The 23691-nt window shown below is 63.6% G+C and carries 20 protein-coding genes; 4 read left to right on the top strand and 16 right to left on the bottom strand.

What is annotated here, in order from left to right; all coding sequences use genetic code 11:
* Window positions 1-16 precede the first annotated feature (16 nt).
* The gene (locus QCBJ_RS02280; protein WP_043205600.1) at window positions 17-1390 is read left to right on the top strand and encodes an LLM class flavin-dependent oxidoreductase; all 1374 of its coding nucleotides are present in this window, start codon (window positions 17-19) and stop codon (window positions 1388-1390) included.
* Between the two features lie 123 nt (window positions 1391-1513).
* Here the strand turns inward: QCBJ_RS02280 and QCBJ_RS02275 are convergent, their stop codons facing one another.
* The 3 genes from QCBJ_RS02275 to gabT are packed head-to-tail and all read right to left on the bottom strand — an operon-like array spanning window position 1514 to window position 4033.
* Window positions 1514-2002: an Lrp/AsnC family transcriptional regulator gene (locus tag QCBJ_RS02275; protein WP_003174918.1), complete on the bottom strand. Its 489-nt coding sequence runs from the start codon at window positions 2000-2002 to the stop codon at window positions 1514-1516.
* Between the two features lie 45 nt (window positions 2003-2047).
* Complete coding sequence (locus QCBJ_RS02270; RefSeq protein WP_015884827.1) at window positions 2048-2692, bottom strand: hypothetical protein; 645 nt, start codon at window positions 2690-2692, stop codon at window positions 2048-2050.
* Between the two features lie 48 nt (window positions 2693-2740).
* Window positions 2741-4033: a 4-aminobutyrate--2-oxoglutarate transaminase gene (gabT, locus tag QCBJ_RS02265; protein WP_093541293.1), complete on the bottom strand. Its 1293-nt coding sequence runs from the start codon at window positions 4031-4033 to the stop codon at window positions 2741-2743.
* A gap of 194 nt (window positions 4034-4227) precedes the next feature.
* Here gabT and QCBJ_RS02260 point away from each other — a divergent pair, with 194 nt between their 5' ends.
* Window positions 4228-5154 carry a glyoxylate/hydroxypyruvate reductase A gene (locus QCBJ_RS02260; protein WP_102060046.1) on the top strand — a complete coding sequence of 309 codons (927 nt, stop codon included), beginning with the start codon at window positions 4228-4230 and terminating at the stop codon, window positions 5152-5154.
* 728 nt (window positions 5155-5882) lie between these two features.
* On the opposite strand, the gene QCBJ_RS02250 is transcribed toward QCBJ_RS02260, so the two are convergent.
* From QCBJ_RS02250 to QCBJ_RS02195, 12 genes are all read right to left on the bottom strand, one after another.
* Window positions 5883-6968: a tartrate dehydrogenase gene (locus QCBJ_RS02250; protein WP_046036808.1), complete on the bottom strand. Its 1086-nt coding sequence runs from the start codon at window positions 6966-6968 to the stop codon at window positions 5883-5885.
* 20 nt (window positions 6969-6988) lie between these two features.
* A complete protein-coding gene (locus QCBJ_RS02245; protein WP_102060044.1) occupies window positions 6989-8449 on the bottom strand; it encodes an NAD-dependent succinate-semialdehyde dehydrogenase in 1461 nt (486 codons plus the stop codon).
* 117 nt (window positions 8450-8566) lie between these two features.
* Window positions 8567-9724: an acetylornithine deacetylase gene (gene argE, locus QCBJ_RS02240; protein WP_015884832.1), complete on the bottom strand. Its 1158-nt coding sequence runs from the start codon at window positions 9722-9724 to the stop codon at window positions 8567-8569.
* The gene (locus QCBJ_RS02235) at window positions 9724-10875 is read right to left on the bottom strand and encodes an FAD-binding oxidoreductase (protein ID WP_102060043.1); all 1152 of its coding nucleotides are present in this window, start codon (window positions 10873-10875) and stop codon (window positions 9724-9726) included. The genes argE and QCBJ_RS02235 overlap by 1 nt, the downstream gene beginning before the upstream one ends.
* On the bottom strand, window positions 10872-12251 hold the full coding sequence (locus QCBJ_RS02230; protein ID WP_015884834.1) for an NAD(P)/FAD-dependent oxidoreductase: 1380 nt from the start codon (window positions 12249-12251) through the stop codon (window positions 10872-10874). The genes QCBJ_RS02235 and QCBJ_RS02230 overlap by 4 nt, the downstream gene beginning before the upstream one ends.
* On the bottom strand, window positions 12233-12541 hold the full coding sequence (locus QCBJ_RS02225) for a (2Fe-2S)-binding protein (protein WP_015884835.1): 309 nt from the start codon (window positions 12539-12541) through the stop codon (window positions 12233-12235). Before QCBJ_RS02225 ends, QCBJ_RS02230 begins: the two co-directional genes overlap by 19 nt.
* A complete protein-coding gene (locus QCBJ_RS02220) occupies window positions 12538-14379 on the bottom strand; it encodes an ABC transporter ATP-binding protein (protein WP_102060042.1) in 1842 nt (613 codons plus the stop codon). Before QCBJ_RS02220 ends, QCBJ_RS02225 begins: the two co-directional genes overlap by 4 nt.
* 1 nt (window position 14380) lies before the next feature.
* Window positions 14381-15256, bottom strand: coding sequence for an ABC transporter permease (locus tag QCBJ_RS02215; RefSeq protein ID WP_015884837.1), 876 nt, complete (start codon window positions 15254-15256; stop codon window positions 14381-14383).
* Window positions 15253-16209, bottom strand: a complete 957-nt coding sequence (locus QCBJ_RS02210; RefSeq protein WP_046036804.1) for an ABC transporter permease — start codon at window positions 16207-16209, stop codon at window positions 15253-15255. The genes QCBJ_RS02215 and QCBJ_RS02210 overlap by 4 nt, the downstream gene beginning before the upstream one ends.
* 13 nt (window positions 16210-16222) lie before the next feature.
* Entirely contained in the window at window positions 16223-17860 is a 1638-nt protein-coding gene (locus QCBJ_RS02205) for an ABC transporter substrate-binding protein (RefSeq protein WP_015884839.1), read from the bottom strand.
* 95 nt (window positions 17861-17955) lie between these two features.
* Complete coding sequence (locus QCBJ_RS02200) at window positions 17956-19230, bottom strand: FAD-binding oxidoreductase (RefSeq protein ID WP_102060041.1); 1275 nt, start codon at window positions 19228-19230, stop codon at window positions 17956-17958.
* Window positions 19231-19252: 22 nt separating this feature from the next.
* Window positions 19253-19921, bottom strand: a complete 669-nt coding sequence (locus QCBJ_RS02195) for a haloacid dehalogenase type II (protein WP_015884841.1) — start codon at window positions 19919-19921, stop codon at window positions 19253-19255.
* A 1289-nt stretch (window positions 19922-21210) separates the two neighbouring features.
* Here QCBJ_RS02195 and QCBJ_RS02185 point away from each other — a divergent pair.
* Window positions 21211-22062 carry a GNAT family N-acetyltransferase gene (locus QCBJ_RS02185; RefSeq protein ID WP_102060039.1) on the top strand — a complete coding sequence of 284 codons (852 nt, stop codon included), beginning with the start codon at window positions 21211-21213 and terminating at the stop codon, window positions 22060-22062.
* A gap of 23 nt (window positions 22063-22085) precedes the next feature.
* Window positions 22086-22799: a cupin domain-containing protein gene (locus QCBJ_RS02180; RefSeq protein WP_102060038.1), complete on the top strand. Its 714-nt coding sequence runs from the start codon at window positions 22086-22088 to the stop codon at window positions 22797-22799.
* A gap of 1 nt (window position 22800) precedes the next feature.
* On the opposite strand, the gene QCBJ_RS02175 is transcribed toward QCBJ_RS02180, so the two are convergent.
* Window positions 22801-23685 carry a LysR family transcriptional regulator gene (locus QCBJ_RS02175; protein WP_015884844.1) on the bottom strand — a complete coding sequence of 295 codons (885 nt, stop codon included), beginning with the start codon at window positions 23683-23685 and terminating at the stop codon, window positions 22801-22803.
* Window positions 23686-23691: the final 6 nt, after the last annotated feature.

Raw genomic sequence — 23691 nt, 5'->3', positions numbered from 1 at the left:
ATTGGCAGGAAGCACCATGTCCGATCCTACCCCGCTGTTATTCGGCCTCTACGAACAAGCCAGTGTCGGCTGCGGCGGCGCGCCCAGCCTGTGGACCCACCCGGCCGATGAAAGGCTGGGCATCAACACCCTCAAGTACTGGTCGAACCTGGCCCGCACGGCGGATGAAGCCCACCTGGACCTGATGTTTTTCGGCGATGTGCTGGGCTTTTACGATGTGTTCGGGGGCAACGAGGCTGCGGCCTTGAAATGGGCGGTAGAGGCCCCCGCCAATGACCCGCTGACGATCATTCCAGCCTTGGTGGCCCTCACCGAAAAACTCGCCTTCGGCGTCACCGTCACCACCACGTACGAGCACCCGTTTACCCATGCCCGACGTTTCAGCACCCTGGATCACCTGTCGGACGGGCGCATCGGCTGGAACATCGTCACCTCCTACCTCTCCAGCGCCGCGCGTAACTTCGGCTTGGAACAGATGATCAAGCACGACGACCGCTACGAACGCGCCGAGGAGTTTCTCGACGTGGTCTACAAACTGTGGGAAGGCAGCTGGGCCGATGACGCAGTGCTCGCCGACAAGCTGGCGCACACCTATGCCGACGGCTCACGGGTACGGCCGATCCAGCATGCCGGGGAACATTACCGGGTGGCCGGCCCGCACCTCACCTCGCCGTCGCCGCAGCGTACGCCTTTGCTGATCCAGGCGGGCTGGTCGGCGCGGGGTCGGCAGTTCGCGGCCAAGCATGCGGAGTTGGTATTTATCGCAAAGTCCAACCCACTGGAAATCCGCCAGGGCCTGGAAGACATCTGGCGCCAGGCCGAGGCCCGTGGCCGCCAGGCCGCCGATGTGAAATCACTCACCGTGCTGCGCATCGTCACCGCCCCCACCGCCATCGAAGCACAGAAAAAATACGACAGCCTGCAAAGCAACTATCACCTGCAAGCACAACTGGTGAGCTACGCCGGCGACACCGGCATCGACATCAGCCGCTACGCCGACAACGAAGCACTGTCGACCCACACCGAAGGCATGACCTCCTACGTGATGAAACCCGATGGCAGCGGCAAGCCCCTGACCGCCGGCGAAGTACGCCAGCGCTTTGCCAACGTCACCCGAGGCAGCGACCTGATCCTGGTCGGCACCCCGGAACACATCGCGGACAAGATCGAAGAACACGCGCGCATTTCCGGCACCAGCGGCTACATGCTCAACCCACTGATCAGCCCCGGCTCCCTGAATGACTTTGTCGAACTGATCATCCCCGCCCTGCAAAAGCGCGGCCTGTACCGCACCACCGCGCAAAGCGGCACATTGCGCTCGCGCCTGAGCGCCGACGGCAGCGATCGCCTGCCAAGCTCGGCTCATGGCGCCTCGTTCAGGTTTGCCTAGCGTTTGCTTTGCTTTTGATCTTGATCTCAAGCGCCCCATCAAACACGCAGGCCAAACGCAGGCTTCCACATTTGAATGGGGTTTACACACGATCAAGCAAGGTCGCCTGATCGGCAGGCAACCTCAATGCCGCAGCAACTTGCGCAACGGCACACCATCCTTGAGCACCGGCGACTTGATCACGATGTAACTGAAATACTTGGAAATCCCAATATTCTTATCCAACAGACTTTCAACCACCTCTTGATAGTGCTGAATGCTGCGGGTCATAAAACGTACCAGGTAATCGTAGCCACCGCTGATCAGGTGGCACTCCAACACTTCATCCACCAAACGAATATTGGATTCAAACTTGGCGAAATCTTCGCGCTTGTGGTCGCTGAGGGTAATCTCGGTAAATACCGTGACCGAATCGGTGATCTTGGCGAGGTTCAAATGCGCCTTGTAGCTGGAAATATACCCGGCCGACTCCAACCGCTTGACCCGTTGCAGGCACGGGCTGGCAGACAGGCCCACGGCGTCGGCGAGGCTGACATTGGTCATCCGGCCGTCCTTCTGCAATTCAACCAGAATGCTGATGTCGATCCGGTCCAGCTTTACGAGCCCTTCCATTGCGTACCTCTTGACTGCCATTTTTAAGACAATCTTCTAGCAAAATCAGCGCCGTAAAGACAGCTGATGCTGCGCCACCAGATCCGCCATGCTGTTGATGCAGTAGTCCGCCGCACAGGGCGAAGGCTGCCGCGCCCGGTGGCGGCCGATCAAACAGCGGTCCAGCGCCGCGTGTGCAGCGACCGACGGTCGCGTGACATGCAGCACCGGTTGCAGCTGCGCGCCTTGATCCGTGAGCCATTGCGGGTCTTCGGCCAGGGAAATGAAATCTTCCGGTGCAATCCCCAATCGCTCGCACAACCCCCCACGATCCTCGGCGTCGCGGTCGCCGCGCACCAGCAGGCGATAAAACTTGCGCAGGTACAGCATCGCCCCCGGCGCATCCTCGAACAACGACCAATTGCCCGCCGAACGGGCGAAGCTCATGCCCTCCTCCCAACTGGCGTGCAGACCCCAGGCTTCCGCCAGTTGGCGATGGGCGAAACACAACACACCACTGAAGCCTAGCTCAGCGAAGCGCGGGTAGAGTTTGGCCACCACCGCATTGAACTCGGCCAGCACCTGCTCCCTGGACGGCTGCCCGCCACGGCTGTCGAGCAACGGCTGCAGCGCCGCCCACACCCCGGAATCGCGATCCACCAGCACTTCATCGCAATCGATCAGCAACGCTCGATAATCTGTCAGCCCCATGGTGGGTCAAGCCTCCTTTGATGCGTTTCGCCCCGAGCGGGCACAGCCTCAGTTCAAGACCCGTGCCAACGCGGCGTCGAGAATCTGCAGCGCTTCGTCAACCTGGGCCTCGGTGGTCACCAGCGGTGCGAGGAAGCGCAGCACGTTGCGGTGCACGCCGCACTTGATGACCAGCAAACCACCGGCACGGGCCTCATCGATGACCCGTTGATTGAGGTCGGCATCCGGGGTACGCGCCGCGTCATCCTTGATCAACTCGATGGCCAGCATAAAGCCGGTGCCGCGCACGTCGCCGATGTTCGGGTAGCGCGCCTGCAAGCCGAGCAAGCCGTGGCGCAGGCGCTCGCCCAGCACTTGGCTGCGGGCCAACAAGTGTTCGTCTTCAAATGCCGTGATCACCGCCAATGCTGCCGCGCAGGCCAGCGCGTTGCCGCCGTAGGTGCCACCCAGCCCGCCGGGCAGGGGTGCGTCCATGATCTGCGCCTTGCCGACCACACCGGACAACGGCAGGCCACCGGCCAGGCTCTTGGCCACGGTGACCAAATCGGGCTGGATGCCGGCGTGCTGGAAACCGAACCAGGTGCCGGTGCGACCGAAGCCGGTCTGGATCTCGTCAAGAATCAGCACGATGCCGTGCTTGTCTGCCAACGCACGCAGCGCCTGCAGGAACGCCGGCGGCGCGGTCAGGAAACCACCGTCGCCCTGCACCGGCTCGATGATGATTGCCGCCACACGTTCCGGCGCCACCTGGGTTGCCAGCAACTCATCAAGGGCCTTGAGCGCGACCTCGCTGGTCACCCCGCGATACGCGTTCGGATAGGGGGTATGGAACACTTCCGGCGCAAACGGCCCGAAGTTCTGTTTGTAGGGTTGGCTCATGCCGGTGAGCGTGGTACCGAGCAACGTGCGGCCGTGGAAGCCACCACGAAAGGCAATCACCGCCGAACGATTGGTGTGGGCGCGGGCGATCTTCACCGCATTTTCCACCGCCTCGGCGCCGGAGGTGAAGAACGCCGCTTTATAGGCCTCCTGACCGCCGATCATTTCGCACAGGCGCTGGGCCAGGTCGAGATAAGGCTGGTACGCCACCACCTGGAAACAGGCGTGGGACACCTTCTGCAATTGGGCCTGCACGGCGGCAACCACCTTGGGGTGGTTGTGACCAATGTTGAGCACGCCGATACCGCCGACAAAATCCAGGTAACGCTTGCCATCCACGTCCCACAACTCGGCGCCCTGGGCGCGGTCGATCACCAGCGGGTGCGCGGTAACCAGCCCACGGGGCACGAACTGCTCGCGCTGACGGAGCAAATGAGGGGTTTCGTCGACTTTGCTATTCATGGCATTTCCCATCGTGAGTCCGGCAACCTGGAGGTGGTTGCGATGCTGTCCAGATTACGGTGTGCCCACAACGAACTCAGCCGAACTTGGCCCGTGAGAAATTCGGATCGACTGTTTTGGCCCTGCCTTTCAACAGATCCTGCGCCAGGCTTTGGGCGATGATAATCGCTACCTTCATCCAGCAGGAAACACCCATGGCCTTGCTCTACAAAGCTGACCCGGTGCGCGGCCGACACTGGCAGGCACTCTTCGCCGAACACGCACCGGACATCGAATGGCGCGCCTGGCCGGACATCGGCACCCCCGAAGACGTCGAGTACCTCGCCGCCTGGCAGGCGCCGGAAGATCTGGCGCACGTGCTGCCCAACCTGAAAGTGTTGTTCGCGTTGTCGGCCGGGGTCGATCAGCTCGACCTTTCCCGTTTGCCACCGGAACTGCCCGTGGTGCGCCTGCTGGACCCTGGCATCACCCGTGGCATGTGCGAATACGCCAGTTGGGCGGTGCTCAGCCTGCACCGGGACATGTTGCGCTACCGCCAGCAGCAGGTTGCACGGTGCTGGCAGGCGCATCTGTTACAGCCGGCTGCGCATCGACGCGTGGGGGTGATGGGGTTGGGTGCCCAGGCTCAGCAGATTTTGGCGACGTTGGCGCCGTTGGGGTTTGCGTTGTCGGGCTGGGCGCGCAGTGCACACCGGGTGCCGGGGGTGGTGTGTTATGCGGGGGACGCGCAACTGCCGGCGTTTCTCAGCCAGTGCGATATTGTGCTGTGTGTGCTGCCGTTGACGGAACAGACCCAAGGGATTCTGGATCGGCGGCTGTTTGCGCAACTGCCTCGGGGAGCGGCGCTGATCAATATGGGGCGCGGGGGGCATTTGGTGGAAGAGGATTTGTTGGAGGCGCTGGGGAGTGGTCAGTTGAGTGGCGCGGTGTTGGATGTGCTGCGGGAGGAGCCGGCGGCGGCGGATCATCCGTTTTGGGGGCATCCGCAGGTGTTGTTGACGCCGCATATTGCGGCGATGACGCAGCCGGAGAGTGCGTTTGGGGTGTTGTTGGAGAATATTCGGCGGTTTGAGCGGGGGGAGGAGATGGTGGGTGAGGTGGATCGGGGGCGGGGGTATTGATTGGGTACCTATCCGTGGTTGAGTACATATCCGTTGTTTGGGTAACGGCTGCTATGGGTTCCGCCCTTACGGCGGGTCACTTTGGAAAAGAGCCCCAAAGTAACCAAAAGGCTCTTGCCCCAACACTCGGCACCTCGCTTAGGCTCGGTGTGCCCGTAATCCGACAGGTATTTGGGGGGCCGCCGCCACGCGCCATCCATGGCGCGGGGCGGCTAAACCGGCATCCCTGCCGGTTTACCCCCCAAATCCCTGTCGAATTCCGGCCAGCGTGTTTAACGGGGCGCCTAAGATCAAGATCAAAAGCCAGATCAAAAGCAGGGCAAAAGCAGGCTGATATCTACCTGATGTATGCAGTTCAAACTGTGGGAGGGGGCTTGCCCCCTCCCACATTTTTAACCCAGTAACGCACCCCCAACCCCGGTCGGCTCTAAGGCCGCCGCGCTTTTGCCTTTGATCTGGGGCGCCCCGTCAAACACGCTGGCCGAACGCAGGCTTGAATCCGTGGGTAACCCGGCAGGACGCCGGGTTAGCCGCCCCGCGCCATGGATGGCGCGTGGCGGCGGCCCACGGATTCAAGCCGGAGTGAGGGCACACCGAGCCTAGGCGAGGTGCCGAGTGTTGGGGCGAAGGCCTTTTGCTTACTTTTGGGCCTTTCCAAAAGTGAGCCGCTGTAAGAGCGGAACCATAAGCCGCCGTTACCTAAATAACGGATATGTACTCAACTCAACTCAAACCAACAGCCCCCCCACAACCGCATCCCCCACCTCCTGAGTCGACCTCGTCCCCCCCAAATCCGGCGTAACCACCCCCTGCGCAATCACCCCCTCGATAGCCCGCAAAATCCCATCATGCGCCGCCCGATACCGCCCATCCCCATTCCCCAAAAAGTCCAACATCAACGCCCCCGACCAAATCATCGCAATCGGGTTCGCAATATTCTGCCCATAAATATCCGGCGCCGACCCATGCACCGGCTCAAACAACGACGGAAACCGCCGCTCGGGATCCAGGTTCGCCGACGGCGCAATCCCGATGGTCCCCGCACACGCCGGCCCCAGGTCGGACAAAATGTCGCCAAACAGATTCGACGCCACCACCACGTCAAACCGGTCCGGCTGCAGCACAAACCGCGCGCACAGGATGTCGATGTGCTGCTTGTCCCACGCCACCTCCGGATAATTCGCCGCCATCAGCGCAGTACGCTCGTCCCAGTAAGGCATGCTGATGGAGATCCCGTTCGACTTGGTCGCCGCCGTCAGCTTTTTACGCGGGCGGGTCTGCGCCAGGTCAAAGGCGAACTTGAGGATGCGGTCAACCCCACGCCGGGTGAACACCGACTCCTGCAGCACAAACTCATGCGCGGTGCCTTCGAACATCTTGCCGCCTACCGACGAGTACTCACCCTCGGTGTTTTCGCGGATCACCACAAAGTCGATGTCCCCCGGCTCGCGCCCGGCCAGCGGGCACGGTACGCCGGGGAATAAGCGCACCGGGCGAATGTTCACGTATTGGTCGAAGTCGCGGCGGAACTTGAGCAGCGAGCCCCACAGGGAAATATGGTCCGGGACTTTGTCTGGCCAGCCCACCGCGCCAAAGTAAATCGCGTCGAAGCCCTTGAGCTGTTCGAACCAGTCCTCGGGCATCATCTGCCCGTGTTCCAGGTAATAATCACAGTGGGCCCAGTCGAGCACTTCGATGCTCAGGTTCAGGTCCCAGATGTTGGCCGCCTGTTCCAGTACCCGTAGCCCTTCGGGCAATACTTCCTTGCCAATGCCATCGCCGGCAATCGCGGCGATTCTGAATGCCTTGCTCATCGATTCCGCCTCGCTCATTGTCAGTTCAAGCCGCCGATATGGAAGGCTTTGACTTCAAGGTACTCGTCCAGGCCGTACTTGCTGCCCTCGCGGCCCAGCCCGGATTGTTTGATGCCGCCAAACGGCGCGACTTCCATGGAGATAATCCCGGTGTTGAGCCCGACCATGCCGAATTCCAGCGCTTCGCCGAAGCGCCACGAGCGCTGCAGGTCCTGGGTGAAATAGTAGGCGCCCAGGCCGTACGGCGTGGCATTCGCCAGGGCGAGCGCCTCGGTCTCGTCGGTAAAGCGCATCAGCGGCGCCACCGGGCCGAAGGTTTCTTCATTGGCCAGCAACATCCCGGCGTGGGTGTCGCCGAGCACCGTGGGTTGCACGAACTGGCTGTCGCCACTTGGGATCGCGCCGCAGAGCAGCTGGGCGCCTTTGCTCAGGGCGTCGTCGATATGCCGCGCGACTTTGTTCACCGCCGCCGGGTTGATCAGCGGGCCGATGGTCACGCCGTCTTCCAGGCCGTTGCCGACCTTGAGCTTGCCCACCTCTTCCACCAGGCGCGCGGCAAAACGTGCGTAGATGCCGTCTTGCACCAGAATGCGGTTGGCGCACACGCAGGTTTGCCCGGCGTTGCGAAATTTACTCAGCATCACCCCGGCGATTGCCTGCTCAAGGTCGGCGTCGTCGAACACGATAAACGGCGCGTTGCCGCCCAATTCCAGGCTCAAGCGCTTGATGTGTTCGGCACTCTGGCGCATCAGCAGGCGGCCGACGGCGGTCGAGCCGGTGAAGGAAATCTTGCGCACCGCCGGGTTGCCCGTCAGCTCTTCGCCGATGCCCGCAGGCAAACCGGTGATGACATTGAACACGCCCGCAGGAATGCCGACGCGCTCGGCCAGCACCGCCAGGGCCAGCGCTGACAGCGGCGTCAGGTCCGACGGTTTGACGATGATCGGACACCCGGCGGCCAGCGCCGGCGCGCATTTGCGCGTGATCATCGCATTGGGGAAATTCCACGGGGTGATGGCGGCGCACACGCCCACGGGTTGCTTGAGGGTCAGCAGGCGCCTGTCGCCGCTGGGGGCCGGCATGGTTTCACCGTAGACCCGCCGCGCTTCCTCGGCGAACCATTTGACGAAACCGGCGCCGTAGCGCACTTCGCCACGGGCTTCGTTCAGCGGCTTGCCCTGCTCGCAGGTCATGATCAGCGCCAGGTCGTCGAGGTTGTCGATCATCGCCTGGTACCAGCGCTCCAGCAGCGCCGCGCGTTCAGCCGCCGGGCGGGCGCGCCAGGCGGGCCAGGCACGCTCGGCGGCTTCGATGGCGCGGCGGGTGTCCACCGCGTCCATGGCCGGGACCTGGGCCAGCACGTGGCCGGTGGCAGGGTCGCGGATGTCCAGGGTGGCCGCGCTGTCGGCAGCAATCCATTGGCCATCTACGTAGGCGAGTTCAGCCAGCAGGCTGGGGTCTTGCAAGCGATTCTTGAGCATGGTCGAGTCCTGATCCGAGACACGCTCCAGTCTAGGGAGGTGCCACGGACGAGGATGCCGAAAGCGCGGTTAAAGCAGCGTGCCGTGCTGTAATTGGGCGCAGGACGGCAGGCTCTGCTAGGCCTTCAATGAGCCGAGCAAACCTTGCAAAAAGCGCTCGCCCGCGTCCATCTGGCTGATCTCGATAAACTCGTCGGGTTTGTGCGCCTGCTCGATGGAACCCGGCCCGCAGACCACCACCGGCACGTCCAGGCGCTGCTTGAACAGGCCACCTTCGGTGCCGAACGACACCTTGGCGGTGCCGGTACCCGGCGCGGCGAATTGCTTGAGAAAGCGCACCGCTTCGACACTGGGGTGGGTGTCGAGGCCGGGGTAGACGTTGATGGTTTCGATCTCGATGGCCGCCGCGCTGGACAGCTTCTGCGCCTCGCGCACGATCACCTCGGCTCGCTCGCGCATCTGGTCCAGGAACTGATCCAGATCGTCCGCCGGCAGGTTGCGCACTTCGAAATCCAGGCTGCACAGGTTAGGCACGATGTTCAGCGCTTTGCCGCCGACAATCTGCCCGACATGCACGGTGCTGTAGGGCACGTCGTAGTCGGAGTCCTGGGCGCCACGCGTCTGCAATTGCTGCTGGCTCTCACGCAGGGCGGCGATAAAGTCGCAGGCCACATGGATGGCGTTGACCGAACGCGGCGCCAACGACGAATGCGCTTCCTGGCCACGGCAGTAAGTGCGGTAGGACCCCTTGCCCTTGTGGCCGAGTACGAACTGCATGTTGGTCGGCTCGCCGATCACGCACAAAAACGGGCGCACCGGCGCCAGGTGCAAAACATCGAGCAGGCGCCGTACGCCGACGCAACCGATCTCCTCGTCATGGGACAGGGCCAATTGCAGCGGGCGGTTCAAGGTGTGGTCGGCGGCATCGAGCAGGGCGTCGATGGCCAGGGCGATGAAGCCCTTCATGTCGCAGCTGCCACGCCCGTAGATGCGCCCGTCCTGCACAGTGGCGGCGAAGGCGGGAAAGGTCCACGCCTGCCCCGCCGCCGGCACCACGTCGGTGTGCCCGGACAGCAACACGCCGGGCTGTTGCTTGGGCCCGGTGCTGGCGAACAGGTTGGCCTTCTTGCCGCTCTGGTCCTTGACGATCAAGGATTCGATGCCCTTGGTCAGCAACAGGTCGCGCACGTAGTCGATCAGGGCCAGGTTCGATTCCGACGACACCGTGTCGAAGGCCATCAGTTGTTTGAGAATCTCAAGAACACGCGGTTTCATCAGGCCTGGCTCCGTTGCTCGGCAGGTGGGGCGAACCGGGTAATGGAGAACGGCTCGATCGGGGTACTGGTGCTGCCGGTGGCGAGCAGCTCGGCCATCACATCGCCGACGCCCGGGCCGAGCTGGAAGCCGTGGCCGCAGAAGCCGAAGGCATAGAACAAGCCGTCGACGGTGCCGCTGGGGCCCATCACCGGCAGCGAATCCGGCAGGTAGCCTTCGATGCCGCTCCACACACGGATGATGTTCAGGTTGCCGACGCCCGGCAGCAGTCGACGCATCTGGCTGACCTGGTTGAGGATGCTGCGCGGCTCCACGTAGGCGCGGCGGTTGAGCATGTCCGGCTTGCTGCGGTAACCGCCACCGATGACGATATTGCCCCGCGGAATCTGGCGGAAGTAGATCACTTCCTCGGGGATTTTGGTGTACACGCCGATCACCGTCGGCAGCGCGTAGGGCACCGGCTCAGTCACTGCCATCTGCGGGCCGTGGGTGTCGAGCGGCACCGGCTCGCCGAACTGCGCCGAAAGCTTCTGGCCCCAGGCGCCGGCGGTGATCAACAGTTGTGCGGCCTGGAACTGGCGACCGTCGGTGCTGGTGACGTGGAAGTCGGCACCGACCTTCTGCACCTCGGCGACTTCGGTGCGCTCTTCGATCTGCGCCCCCAGGCGCCGTGCGGCGCGGGCAAACGCCGGTGCGGCCAGACGCGGGTTGGCGTGGCCATCGTGGGGCGCATAGGAACCGCCCTTGACGTCCGGGCCGAGGAAGCCGAAGCGCTGATGCAGTTCGGTGCCGCGATAAATCTTCAGGTCCAGTTGCTCCGCTTCCGGCGCGGCCGCATAGGCCTCCAGCTCGGCGATTTCATCTTCGCGGTAACACACGCGCATATGCCCACTGGGGATGAACTCGAGGTCATCATCGATCAGTTCCGGCAGGCGCTTCCACAGCGCCCAGGAGCGGTTGGCCAAGGCCAACTGGCCGAGGAAGCGCCCCTGCCGACGCACATTGCCGAAGTTCACCCCGCTGGCGTACTGGCCGATCTGGTCGCGCTCGAGCAGGATCACCGACTGGCCGCGACGGCGCAGAAAAAACGCCGCCGCCGAGCCCATCACACCACCGCCAACAATCACCACATCGGCTTTTTGCACCTTCATGAAGACACCTCCTCGGTGATCAGCATCGACAAGGGTTTGACCGGTGCCTGACCGCGCTGGCGACCGACTTCCTGCACCGGTACCCCGGCCTCGGCGGCAATCACTTCGGCCCCGGCCTGTGAACAATAACGCCCCTGGCAACGGCCCATGCCCACGCGGCTGAATGCCTTGGCACGATTGACTTCACAGGCGCCCTTCTCGTTCACGGTGCGCCGCAGTTCGCCGGCGCTGATCATCTCGCAGCGGCACACGATGGCGCTGTCGGGCAACGCCTTGGCCTGCGCGCTGGGCCAGGGAAACGCCTGGGCCAGGCCGAGGCGAAACTGGTCCATCACGGCCAGGGCTTGCTTTTGTTCGTCACGCAGCCCGCTGTCGACCGGTTGCTGAAGATCGTCCAGCAGCGCCAGCGCCACCAGGCGCCCGGCATGCTCGGCGGCATCCGCACCGCGAATTTTCGCGCCGTCACCCGCCGCATACACCCCCTTCACCGAGGTGCGCCCGGCCTCGTCCGTGGCCAGCCACCATTGGCTGGAGGCCTGGTCAAAGGCCATGGCACAGCCGGCCAGGTCGCCCAATTGCGTCTCCGGGCGCAGGTGATACCCCAGCGCGACGGCATCGGCCTGCACCGTGACGGTCTGCCCGTTGCCCGCGATGAAGCGCACGCCCCCCACGCCATTGGCGGCATCCCCCATGACTTGCAGCGGCTTGATCCCCAGGTGCACCGCCACCTTGGCGCGGTACAGCTGCGCCAGCAGCTTGACCCCGGTAAACAGGACGGCCGGCCGCGCCAGCAGTTTCGGCAAGGCCTTGAGACGCAGGCTCAGGGGTGAGGTGTCGAGCACCGCCGCCACCTCGGCACCGGCTTTGACGTATTGGCTGGCCACCAGGTACAGCAACGGCCCGCTGCCCATGAACACCACGCGATGACCGATGGACACGGCCTGGTTTTTCAAGGCGATCTGCGCCCCGCCCAGGCTGTAAGTGCCCGCCAGTTGCCAGCCCTCGATGGGCATCAAGCGGTCGGTGGCGCCGGTGCACAGGATCAGCGCGTCGTAATCCACGGTGCAGTGGCGGCCTTGGCTCACGCAGCACAATTGCCCGGCCGTGAGGTTCCACACCAAGGTGTCGGGCCGGTAGTCGATGGCGTCGCGCAGGCGGTCGAAACTCTGGTGCAGGGCCTGGGCCTTGGCGGCTTCGCTGCCGTACAGCGTGGTGTAGTCGCGGGTAAAACCGTCTGGCTGACGGCGGTAGATCTGCCCGCCGTCGCGACGGTTTTCATCGATCAGGATTGGCTTGATTCCGGCCGCCACCAGGGTTTCGGCGCAGCGCACGCCGGCAGGTCCGGCGCCCACAATAACTACCCGTGCAGTGGCCATGTCGCCTCCGGTTGTGTGGTAACGATGTCCAGCCCATCACGGACTTCATTGGAGCAGGCGCGCAGGCGCTCGCCGCTGCGGGTCCATACCCAGCAGTCCTGGCACGCACCCATCAGGCAGAAACCGGCGCGGCGCCCGCTGTCGAATTCCGATTGGCGCAGCGCGTTGCCCTGGGTCAGCAGCGCGACCATCAGGGTATCGCCCTGCAGGGCCTGGATGGGTGCGCCATCCACCGTCAGGCTGACCGTCGGCCGGCCCTGTTCGGCCAGCCTCACAAAACGCCCTTTCATGCATAGGCTCCCAAAGTGAGGGTAGTGACGCCCTGCTGGGTATTCAGCAACTGGGCGCTGTCGTGGTGGCAGAGGACTTCACTGCCGTTGTCCAGGGTGCGACGCTTCGGTGCGGTGCGATTGCACAGGCCATCGACGCGCACCGGGCAGCGATTGAGAAAGGTGCACAGTTCCGGCACGTTGGCCCGCTCGCCCATCGCCGGCAGCGTTTCGCACCTTGTGCCGCAGGTTTCCAGCCAGCCCTGGCGCAACTCGGGCACCGAGTGGATCAGCAGGTCGGTGTAGGGGTGGAACGGCGGTTCGGCAAACGACTGGCGGCTGCCGGCCTGCACTTTGTGGCCGCTGTACATCACCACAATGTCATCGCACAGCGCACGCACGGTGGAGATGTCATGGCTGATAAACAGATAGGACACGCCCAGTTGCTGGCGCAGGTCGCGCAGCAGTTCGAGGATCGCCGCGCCGACCACGGTGTCGAGGGCCGAGGTCACTTCATCGCACAGGATCAAGTCGGGCTTGGCCGCCAGCGCCCGTGCCAGGTTGACCCGCTGCTTTTGCCCGCCGGACAGTTCATTCGGGCGGCGTTCGGCCATGTCGCGCGGCAGGCGTACCAGGTCCAGCAACTCATCGATGCGCGCCTTCAACGCGGCGCCCTTGAGGCCAAAATACATCTTCAGCGGGCGGCTGAGGATGGTCGCCACGCTGTGCATGGGATTGAGGGCGGTGTCAGCGTTCTGGAACACCATCTGGATCCGGCGAAATTGTTCCGGGGTGCGCTCCGACAGGCTGCCACCCAGGGCCTGGCCGTCGAACGTGAGACCGCCAAGGGCCGGGGTCAACAGCCCTGCCACCACGCGCGCCAGGGTCGACTTGCCGGAGCCCGACTCGCCGATCACCCCGATGGCCTGGCCACGGCGCACCGTGAGGTCGATGTCTTCCAGCACCCGGATCGACGGCATGCCGTGCATGTTTTTGTTGCCGTAACCGGCGGTGAGGCCGGTGATGGTCAGCAGCGGCACCTCTTCGGCAATCCCGCAGGGCGGGCGAATGGTGGTGTCCGGCCGTGCGGCCGCCAGCAGGCTGCGGGTGTATTCGTGGGCCGGAGCCTTGAGCAGCGGTGCCGTGGCACTGTGCTCGAGAACCTGCCCGCCATTGAGCACCACAATCTGGTCGGCCATTTGCGCGACCACCGCCAGGTCATGGGAGACGTACACGGCCGTGGCGCCGCGCTCGCGTACCACACGCTTGAAGGCGCGCAGCACGTCGATCTGGGTGGTCACGTCCAACGCCGTGGTCGGCTCGTCGAGCACCACCAGCAGCGGGTCGCTGATCAGCGCCATCGCCGCCATTACCCGTTGCAGTTGCCCACCGGACACCTGGTGCGGGTAACGTCGCGCGATGCGTTCCGGGTCCGGCAGGGCCAGGTCGCGGAACAGCCCGATAGCCTTGGCATGCAATTCGGCGCGGGTGCCCAGGCCATGGATCAGGGCCCCCTCCACCACCTGGTCGATCAGTCGTTTGGCCGGGTTGAACGCCGCAGCCGCGCTTTGCGCGATATAAGACACACGGTTACCACGCAGGCCTTGCAGGTGTTTTTCGCTCAAGGCGAGCATGTCGTGCTCACCCACCTGCACCACACCGCCGGACAACCGACAGCCACGCCGTGCGTACCCCAGTAATGCCAGGGCGATGGTGGTCTTGCCCGAGCCGGACTCACCGATCAGCGCCAGCACTTCACCTTTTTCCAGGGAAAAGCTCACGCCTTTGACGATTTCTACCTCGCCGTGCTCGCCACAGGCGACCACGCGCAGGTCTTCGACGCGAATCAATTCGGTCATTTCAATGGCCTCCCGTGCGTCGACTACGTCGGGACGACATATAGTCGATCAGCAGATTCACACCGATGGTCAGCGTGCCGATGGCCAGCGCCGGAATGATGATAGCCAGCGCGCCCTGGTTGAGGCCGCCGATGTTTTCCCGCACCAGCGAGCCGAGGTCGGCGTCCGGCGGTTGCACGCCAAGGCCGAGAAAACTCATGCCGCTGAGCAACAAGACGATGTAGCCGAAACGCAGGCCCAGGTCGGTCAATACCGGGTTGAGCATGTTCGGCAGGATCTCCATGCACGCCACGTACAACCGGCGTTCGCCACGGGTACGCGCGACCTGCACGTATTCCAGGGCCTCGATGTTGACCGCCATGCTGCGGGCAACGCGGAACGAGCCTGGGATGTAGCTGATCACGGCGGTGCAGATCAGCAGGGTCACCGATGAACCAAAGGCCGAGACCATGATCAGCGCGAGCATTTTGCTCGGGATCGAAATGAACGCGTCCATGATGCGGCTGATGATTTCGTCCAGCCACTTGGGCGAGACCACCGACAGCAGCGCACACCCGGTGCCGAAGAAGCTGGCCAGCAACGCCGCTACCAGCGCCAGGCCGACGGTGAACCGCGCACCGACCAGCACGCGGCTGAGCATGTCGCGGCCCAGGTAATCGGTGCCGAACGGGTGCGCAAGGCTGAAGCCTTCGAAGATGTTGTCGGACACCACTTCACCCACCGGGTGGGGGGCCAGCCAGGGGCCGAGCAGCGCCACCAGCAGCCAGGCGACGCAGACCGCGCCCCCCAACAGCCCCAGCCAGGACGGGCCGCTGGACACCTTGGCCAGGGCCAGGGCGGAAGACACAGGCTTGGACTTCGCAATGAGGTTGTTCATTGGTTTCTCAGCCTCGGGTTGGAGAGGATCGCGCACAGGTCGGCGAGCAGCACCAGGCCCAGGTAAGCCGCGCAGAACAACATGGTGCACGCCTGCACCAAGGCCATGTCACGGTTGGTCACGGCATCGACCATCAAGCTGGCGATGCCGGGGTAGTTGAAGATGGTTTCGACGATCACCACCCCGCCCAGCAGGTACGACAGGCTCAGGGCGATGGCGTTGGCAATCGGCCCGATCGCATTGGGCAAGGCGTGGCGCAGCACAATGCGGATCGGGCTCACGCCTTTGAGGCGGGCCATTTCCACATAGGGGCTGTCGAGTTGGTCGATCACCGCCGCGCGGGTCATGCGCGCCATTTGCGCGACGATCACGCAGCACAGCGTCATCACCGGCAAGGCGTAGGTGCGCATGAATTGCAGCGGTGAGGTGATGTCACTGGCGTACGACAGCGCCGACAGCCAACCGAGGTTGACCGCGAAAATCAGCACGGCCAGGGTCGCCACCAGAAACTCCGGCACAGCGACCATCGCCAAGGTGACAAAGCTCAGGCAGCTGTCGATACGCCCGCCCCGGCCCATCGCCGAGCCGATGCCGAGTACCAGCGCCACCGGCACCGAGACCAGCGCCGTAGCGCCCGCCAGCATCAGGGTGTTGGGCACCCGGCCGGCCATCAGTTCACCCACCGGCATGGCGTTGGAGACCGACACGCCCATGTCGCCGGTGAGCAGGCTCATCAACCAGTGCAGGTAACGCAGCACACCGGGTTGGTCCAACCCCAGTTTCAGGCGCAGTGCCGCCACCTGTTCAGGGGTCGCGAACTGGCCGAGGGATTGTTGCGCCGCATCCCCCGGCAGCACGGCCGTGATCGCGAACACGACCATGGACACGATCAACAAGGTCACGACACCGGCGCCGAGGCGCCGGCCGATCAACCACAGTGTATTGCTATTCATCGCACTGCCCTCCTCACGCGTCCAACCACACCTGCTCGGCGAACATGTAACCCATGAAACCGCCCAGCGGGTTGCTGCCATAGCCCTTGATGCGCTGGTCTACACCGTCGATGTTGCTGATGAACACCGGCACGCCGATCCCGCAATGGTCGTGGACCAGGGTCTGCATGTCGCCATACATCTTGGCGCGCTTGGCGTCGTCGGTTTCGCCACGGGCCAGCATCAGCAGTTGGTCGAACTGGTCGTTCTGCCAGCCGGACTCGTTCCAGGGCGCCTTGGACTGGAAGAACTGCGAGAACATCACGTCGGCATTCGGCCGTGGGTTGATGTTGCCGAAGCTCAACGGGTGCTTCATCCAGTGGTTGGACCAGTAGCCGTCGCTGGGCAGGCGGTTCACGTCGAGCTTGAGCCCGGCCTGTTTCGCCGATTGCTGCAGCAGCACGGCGATGTCCACCGAACCGGTGGCGGCCGGCGAGGCCATGACGGGCATGGTGATGCTTTCCATGCCGGCCTTCTTCAGCAGGAACTTGGCTTTTTCCGGGTCGTAGACCGTCTGCGGCAAGTCGGTGTTGAAGTAGCGCGAACCCGGTGCAATCGGGTGATCGTTACCGACCACGGCAAAGCCACGGAACACCGCGGACTTGACCTGCTCACGGTCCAGCAACAGTTTCATCGCCTGGGTGAACTCAGGGCTTTTGCCGGGCAGTTGGTCCTGACGGATGATCAAGTCAGTGTAGTTGCCCGACGGTGCATCCACGACCCGGTGTTTGGCGCTGGCGGCGATGCGCGTAGTGGAGCGTGGGTTGACCTCGTTGATCATGTGCACGTCGCCCGACAGCAGCGCGTTGACTCGCGAGGGCTCGTCGGCGATGGCGATGAATTCGATTTCGTCGAGGTACGGCAGGCCCGGTTTCCAGTAATTCTTGTTGCGCACCGCAATCGAACGCACGCCTGGCTTGAACTCGCCCACGGTGAACGGTCCGGTGCCGATGCCTTTACCGAAATCGGTGGTGCCTTCGGGCACGATCAGCAGGTGCGACACCGCCAGGATCGACGGCAGCTCGGCGTTGGGCGCGCTGAGGCGAATCTGTACTTCGTTCGGACCGCTGGCCTTGATCTCGGCGAACTGCTCCATCAGCGGCATGACTTTGGAGCCGGTGAGCGGGTCTTTGTGGCGGTTCAGCGAGAACACCACGTCGGCGGCGGTCAGGGCCTTGCCGTTGTGAAAGGTCACGTCTTTGCGCAGGGTGATGGTCCAGACGGTGGCGTCGGTATTGTCGATGCGCTCGGCCAGCTCCAGTTGCGGCACCAGGTGCTTATCGAAGCGGGTCAGGCCGTTGTAGAACATGTAGTGGCGGGCGTAGTCGGTGGACAGCGCGCCTTTGGCCGGGTCGAGTGTGTCGGCGGTGGAGCTGGACATGCCCGCCACGCGGATCTTGCCGCCTGGCTTGCCTTTGCCCTCGGCGGCCGCTTCATCGGCGAACAGCTTGCCGGCGGCGCCAAACAGGCTGCCCGCCCCGGCCGCTGCCACACCGGCCACCCCGAGCATTTGCAGGGCGTTGCGGCGCGACATGCCACGGTTGAGGCTTTCGAACACCCGCAGGCTGTCATGGCCGGAGATGAGCTCGGGTGTATTTTTGTTGTCAGTCATATCAAGGCTACCTGTCGATAATCGGAAGAATCGAGTGCTCACGGATGTCCGGAGCGTCCTGGAAACACAAACGACGGTGACGCAACAACGGCAACTCAGTGCAAATAATCCTGGAACCGGTAATACGCCCCCACGAACGGCAGGAACCAGGGTTTGCCGAAATGCCCGGGGATCGCCGGCCATTCCAGTTCGCGCCAAGGATTGGCCGCCGCATTGCCCGCCATGACCTCAGCCATCACCTGGCCCATGTGCACCGACATCTGCACACCATGGCCGCTGTAGCCCATGGAGTGGAATACGCCGCCATGCTGGCCGGCGCGTGGCAGGCGGTCGGACGTCATGTCCACCAGGCCGCCCCAGCAGTAGTCGATCTTCACGTGCGCCAACTGCGGGAACATGTTCAGCATCGCCGCCTGCAGCACCTTGCCGCTCTTGGCGTCGGAGACGCTGTCGGACATGGCAAACCGGGCACGCCCGCCAAACAGCAGACGGTTGTCCGGGGTCAGGCGAAAGTAGTTGCCGATCATGCGGCTGGTCACATAAGCCCGGTGCCGGGGCAGCAACTGGTCGATGAGCGCTTGGGGCAAAACTTCGGTGGCGATGACGAAACTGCCCACCGGCACAATCCGGCGGCGGTACCAGCCCAGGTCGCCATGCTGGCAAGCGCCGGTCGCCAGCAGGACTTGCCCGGCGTGCAGTGAGCCCTTGACGGTGTTGACCTGATAGCCACCGGCCTGGGCCTTCCAGTCCTTGACGGCGGTGTGCTCGTAAATCATCGCGCCACGCCGCGACGCCGCTTCGGCCAAACCGACCCCAAAGCGGCCGACGTGCATCTGCACGCCGTTGCGTTGCAGCAAGCCGCCATGGAACTGCGCCGAGTTGACTTCCGCATGGGTCTGTTCGGCGCTGAGCAGCTCGACATCAGCATCCACCTCCTGGCGAATCAGCTCGCAGGTGCGGGCCAGGCCTTCGTAATGCATCGGCTTGGCCGCCAACTTGAGCTTGCCGTTGCGCACCAAGTCACAGGCAATCCCTTCCTGCTCGACCAGCGAAACCACGCTCTGCACCGCGCTTTCATAGGCTTGGTAATAGGCACGCGCCTTGGCGGCACCGAGGCTGGCGTGCAGCCCGACATAGTCCTGGGCCACCCCGGTGTTGCACTGCCCACCGTTACGCCCTGAGGCTTCACCGATCACACGGCCGGCGTCGAGCACCACCACACTCGCGCCTTTACGCGCCAACGCTCGCGCCGCCGCCAGGCCGGTGAACCCACCGCCGACCACAGCCACATCGACCTGCTTGGGCAAGCCGCCCAGCTGGGCACCGGTAAAGGCCGGTGCGGTGTCGAGCCAATAGGATTCACTGCCCATGTCTTACCCTCAAGGTGCGCGTTTACAGGCCGACCAACGCCGGCAACCCACCGATATCGGTGATCTGCTGGTAACCGTAGAAGGCATTGGCCGGGACTTCATGGCCACGGGCAACGAATGCCTTGTGCTTGATCTTCATGTCATGGGCCGACATCAGGTCATAACGGAAGCTGGACGACACATGCAAGATGTCTTCCGGGCCGCAGCCGAGGTTGTCGAGCATGAACTCAAAGGCCGCCAGGCGCGGCTTGTAGGCCTGGGCCTGTTCGGCGGTGAACACCTTATGGAACGGCGCGCCGAGCTTGTCGACGTTGGACATGATCTGACTGTCCATGGCATTGGAGAAGATCACCAGGGGAATCTTGTCGGCAATCTTCGACAGACCGGCCGGTACGTCCGCATGAGGGCCCCAGGTCGGTACGGCGTCGTAATACAGCTGGCCTTCTTCGCGATAATCGATACCCCAGCGCTTGCAGGTACGGGCCAGGGCGGTCTTGAGGATTTCGTCATACGGACGCCAGTCACCCATCACCTGGTCGAGGCGATAGGCTGAGAAGTCCTTGACGAACTGGTCCATCTGCTCGGGCTTGATGCGATCGGCGAACAGCTCGCGGGTCATGGTGCCCATATGGAAGTTGGTCAGCGTACCGTAGCAGTCGAACGTAATGAATTTGGGACGAAGAAAGCTCATTGAGTGCGGTCCTGAAGTCAGTTGAGTGTGGCAAGCGTTCGCTGCCCTGGCGGCGCGTCGGCCTCGTTGCAGCACAGGTTCATTACACCACTGTGAAATCAGCATATGCCGTCTAAAAAGACCTGTGCTCAATACAAACCACCGTTTTGGTGGCTGGGCTCAGCAGACTTTGCGGTGCGCGCCAGGCTTGGGCAGGGCCTTTGTTTGTGCGCTTTTAGGGGGCTTTTGGGGGGACTTTGTGGGGTGAGGGCTTAAGGACGGGGGGTTGGGGCGGCAGAAAGTGTGGCCGGGGGGATTGGGTGTATATCCGTTATTTAGGTTAGGGCCACCTAGGGTTCCGCTCTTACAGCGGCTCACTTTTGGAAAGGCCCAAAAGTAAGCAAAAGGCCTTCGCCCCAACACTCGGCACCTCGCCTAGGCTCGGTGTGCCCTCACTCCGGCTTGAATCCGTGGGCCGCCGCCACGCGCCATCCATGGCGCGGGGCGGCTAACCCGGCGTCCTGCCGGGTTACCCACGGATTCAAGCCTGCGTTCGGCCAGCGTGTTTGACGGGGCGCCTGAGATCAAGATCAAGATCAAAAGCAAGAGCACAGCGGCCTGACAGCCGACCTGAGTGGTTGGATCAAAAGCAGGTACGTGTAAGAGCTGGCTTGCTCTCGATGGCGGTGTGTCAGTTGATGCAGTTGTGGCTGTCACCCTGCAATCGGGGGCAAGCCCCCTCCCACATTTGGACCGCGATCGACAGACGCAACTCCGGTCGGCTTTAAGGCCGCCGCGTTTGCCTTTGCTCTACACCACTCAAGCCGGCTGTCAGGCCGCTGTGCTCTTGCTTTTGATCTTGATCTTAGGCGCCCCGTTAAACACGCTGGCCGGAATTCGACAGGGATTTGGGGGGTAAACCGGCAGGGATGCCGGTTTAGCCGCCCCGCGCCATGGATGGCGCGTGGCGGCGGCCCCCCAAATCACTGTCGGATTACGGGCACACCGAGCGTGAGCGAGGTGCCGAGTGTTGGGGCGAAGCGTTTTTGGTTACTTTTGGCGCTCTTCCAAAAGTGACCCGCTGTAAGAGCGGAACCATAAGCCGCCGTTACCTAAATAACGGATATGTACTCAACACCCCTCCTAGCATTTACTACCGCCGCCCCACAAAAATTAAGTAGTACCTGTGGCCCCAGAACCCACAGCCCAAGGAATCTACCGAATATCCCCACCCCCCTTGCCAGCCCCCAACCCAGGTGGGATACAAGCACCCTGACGCCGCAAAAAACCACGTTCTATGGAGGCATGCCATGTCCGCCCTGCCACACCCCGCTTATACCTACCGCCCTATGACCACAGACGACCTCCCGGCCGCCCACGCCCTGTCGGTACAACTCAAATGGCCCCACCGCCTGGAAGACTGGGCCACGTTGCACCGGGTCAGCGACGGCTTCGTGGTGACGGACGGCGAGCGGCTGATCGGCAGCGCCTTCACCTGCCCCCAAGGCGATTACGCCACCATCGGCCTGGTGATCGTCAGCGATGACTACCAGGGCCAGGGCATCGGCCGACGCCTGATGGAAAAAGCCCTCGCCGCCTGCGGCTCACGTACCCCGGTCCTCAACGCGACCCTCGCCGGTGCGCCGTTGTACGCCAGCCAGGGCTTTGTCGAATTCGGACGGGTGCAGCAGCATCAGGGCCAGGTGCAGGTGCCTGCCCTGCCGCCGCTGGCCAACGGCGAAACCTGCCGCGCCCTGCACACCGATGATCACACCGCCCTGCTGACGCTCGCCAAAGCCGCCAGCGGCCTGGACCGCCGCGACGTATTACGCGACCTGCAGGTGGAGCACGCCGTGGGCATCGAGCGTGATGGGCAGCTACGCGGCTTCGCCCTGCTGCGACCGTTTGGGCGTGGGCGGTGCATCGGCCCGGTGGTGGCCGAGCACATCGAGCAGGCCAAGCACCTGATCGCCACATTGCTGGCCCAGGTGCCGGACGCCTTTGTGCGCATCGACATCCCCGTCGTCTGCGGCCTCAGTGACTGGCTCGAACAGGCGGGCCTGAAGAACATCGACACCGTAGCACAGATGGCACGAGGCACGCCGCCCCAGGCCAGCCAAGGCCTACACCCCTTTGCCCTGATCACCCAGGCGATCGGCTGACTTTTCCTCCCGGAGCACTCCCCATGTCATCTCCCCGTATCCTGCTGTTGGCGCGTGCCGACGGCAGCCGCGTTGCCACGTCCTTCAACACGGGCGCCTTGAGCGCGTTGGACCCATTCGGCGACACCCGTCAACTCGCCTGGCGAAGCGACGATGGTGTGTCCGCAGGCCTTGTAGGGTTCAGCGGTGACACCGTGATCGAAGACTTCCCCCACAGTGAAACACTGGTGGTGCACGCAGGCCATGTGGTGCTCAGCAGTGCCGAGCAAACGCTGGAACTGGGCATCGGCGCCAGCGCCGTGATCGGTCGTGGCACACGCCTCACCGTGCAGGCGAGCGCAGGCAGCCAGTGGGCGTTCTGCGCCTACGATCAGGCTGACGCACCCGCCCGCCCCGGCCTGACCCTGCTCGACCCGCGCACCCTGCTTAACCCCTCGGCCGCGCCGGAAGCGCAGATCCTGATCGGTCCCACGCCGCAGTGCCGTGCGTTCAACCTGTTCGACGATGCGGTCACCGAGTTGCGTATCGGCATCTGGGACTCGACGCCCTACACCCGCCACGGCCGCCCGCATAAACTGCATGAGTTGATGCACCTGCTCGAAGGCCGCGTCACCCTGCAGGATGACAGCGGTGCCGAGGTGACGGTCAACACCGGTGACAGCGTGTTTGTGGCCAAAGGCGCGCCGTGTGCCTGGAACAGCACGGTGTATGTGCGCAAGGTCTACGCGGTGAAATAAATCAGGCTTTCAGCGCCTCTTCCAGGAACGCCACCAAGGCTTGGACGCGCGGGCTGCGCAGTTTACGTGACGGCACCAGCAGGACGATCGGTGCGCTGTCAAAGCTCCAGTCCGCCAACACGCGTACCAGGCTACCGCTGGCGATGGCGTCACTCACATCCCACTGCGAACGCAGCACCAACCCCAAGCCTTGCTCGGCCCAGCGCCGGGCAACGCTGCCGTCGTTACTCAGCAACGCAGGCTCCACGCGCAACGTCTTGCGGCCCTGCCCCTTGCGCAGGTGCCACAGCGTCACATCCTCATCGTTTTCTCGAATGCAGATGCAGCGATGCTCGGCGAGTTGGTCCGGGGAGGACGGCACGCCGTGCGCTTGCAGGTAGGCCGGGCTCGCGCATAACCAGCGCTCGTTCGGCGTGAGTTGCCGACCGGTCCACAGGCTGTCGTTGAGATGGCCGATGTGGATCACCGCATCGCTGTCATGCCGGTCCGGCCAAGGTGTCTCGCGCAGATCCAGGTGCAGGCAAAGCTGCGGATGCACTCTGGCAAACCGTGCCAACAGCGGCGCGATGCGCTGGCGGCCATAGCCAAACGGCGCGGCCAGCCTCAGTGTGCCCACCAGTGTTTCGTCCTTTTGCCTGAATGACTCCGGCAGCGCTTCCAACTGCTCCAGCAGCAGCGCACTTTCGCGGGAAAAACGTTCGCCGTCGGCGGTCAAGCTGAGGCGCCGCGCATCGCGGTTGGCCAAGGTCAGCCCCAGCAACGTCTCCAACTTACGCAGGCGCATGGACAGCGCCGGCGGCGACACATTCAGGACTCTGGCGGCAGCACTCAGCGACTCGCAGCGTGCAAGTGTGGCGGCCAGGCGCAGGTCTTCGATGGAGATCATTCAATT

The organism is Pseudomonas sp. QC2 (genome assembly GCF_002859085.1).
Taxonomy (GTDB): Bacteria; Pseudomonadota; Gammaproteobacteria; order Pseudomonadales; family Pseudomonadaceae; genus Aquipseudomonas; species Aquipseudomonas petroselini.
This window is presented reverse-complemented; position numbering and strand designations above follow the sequence as displayed.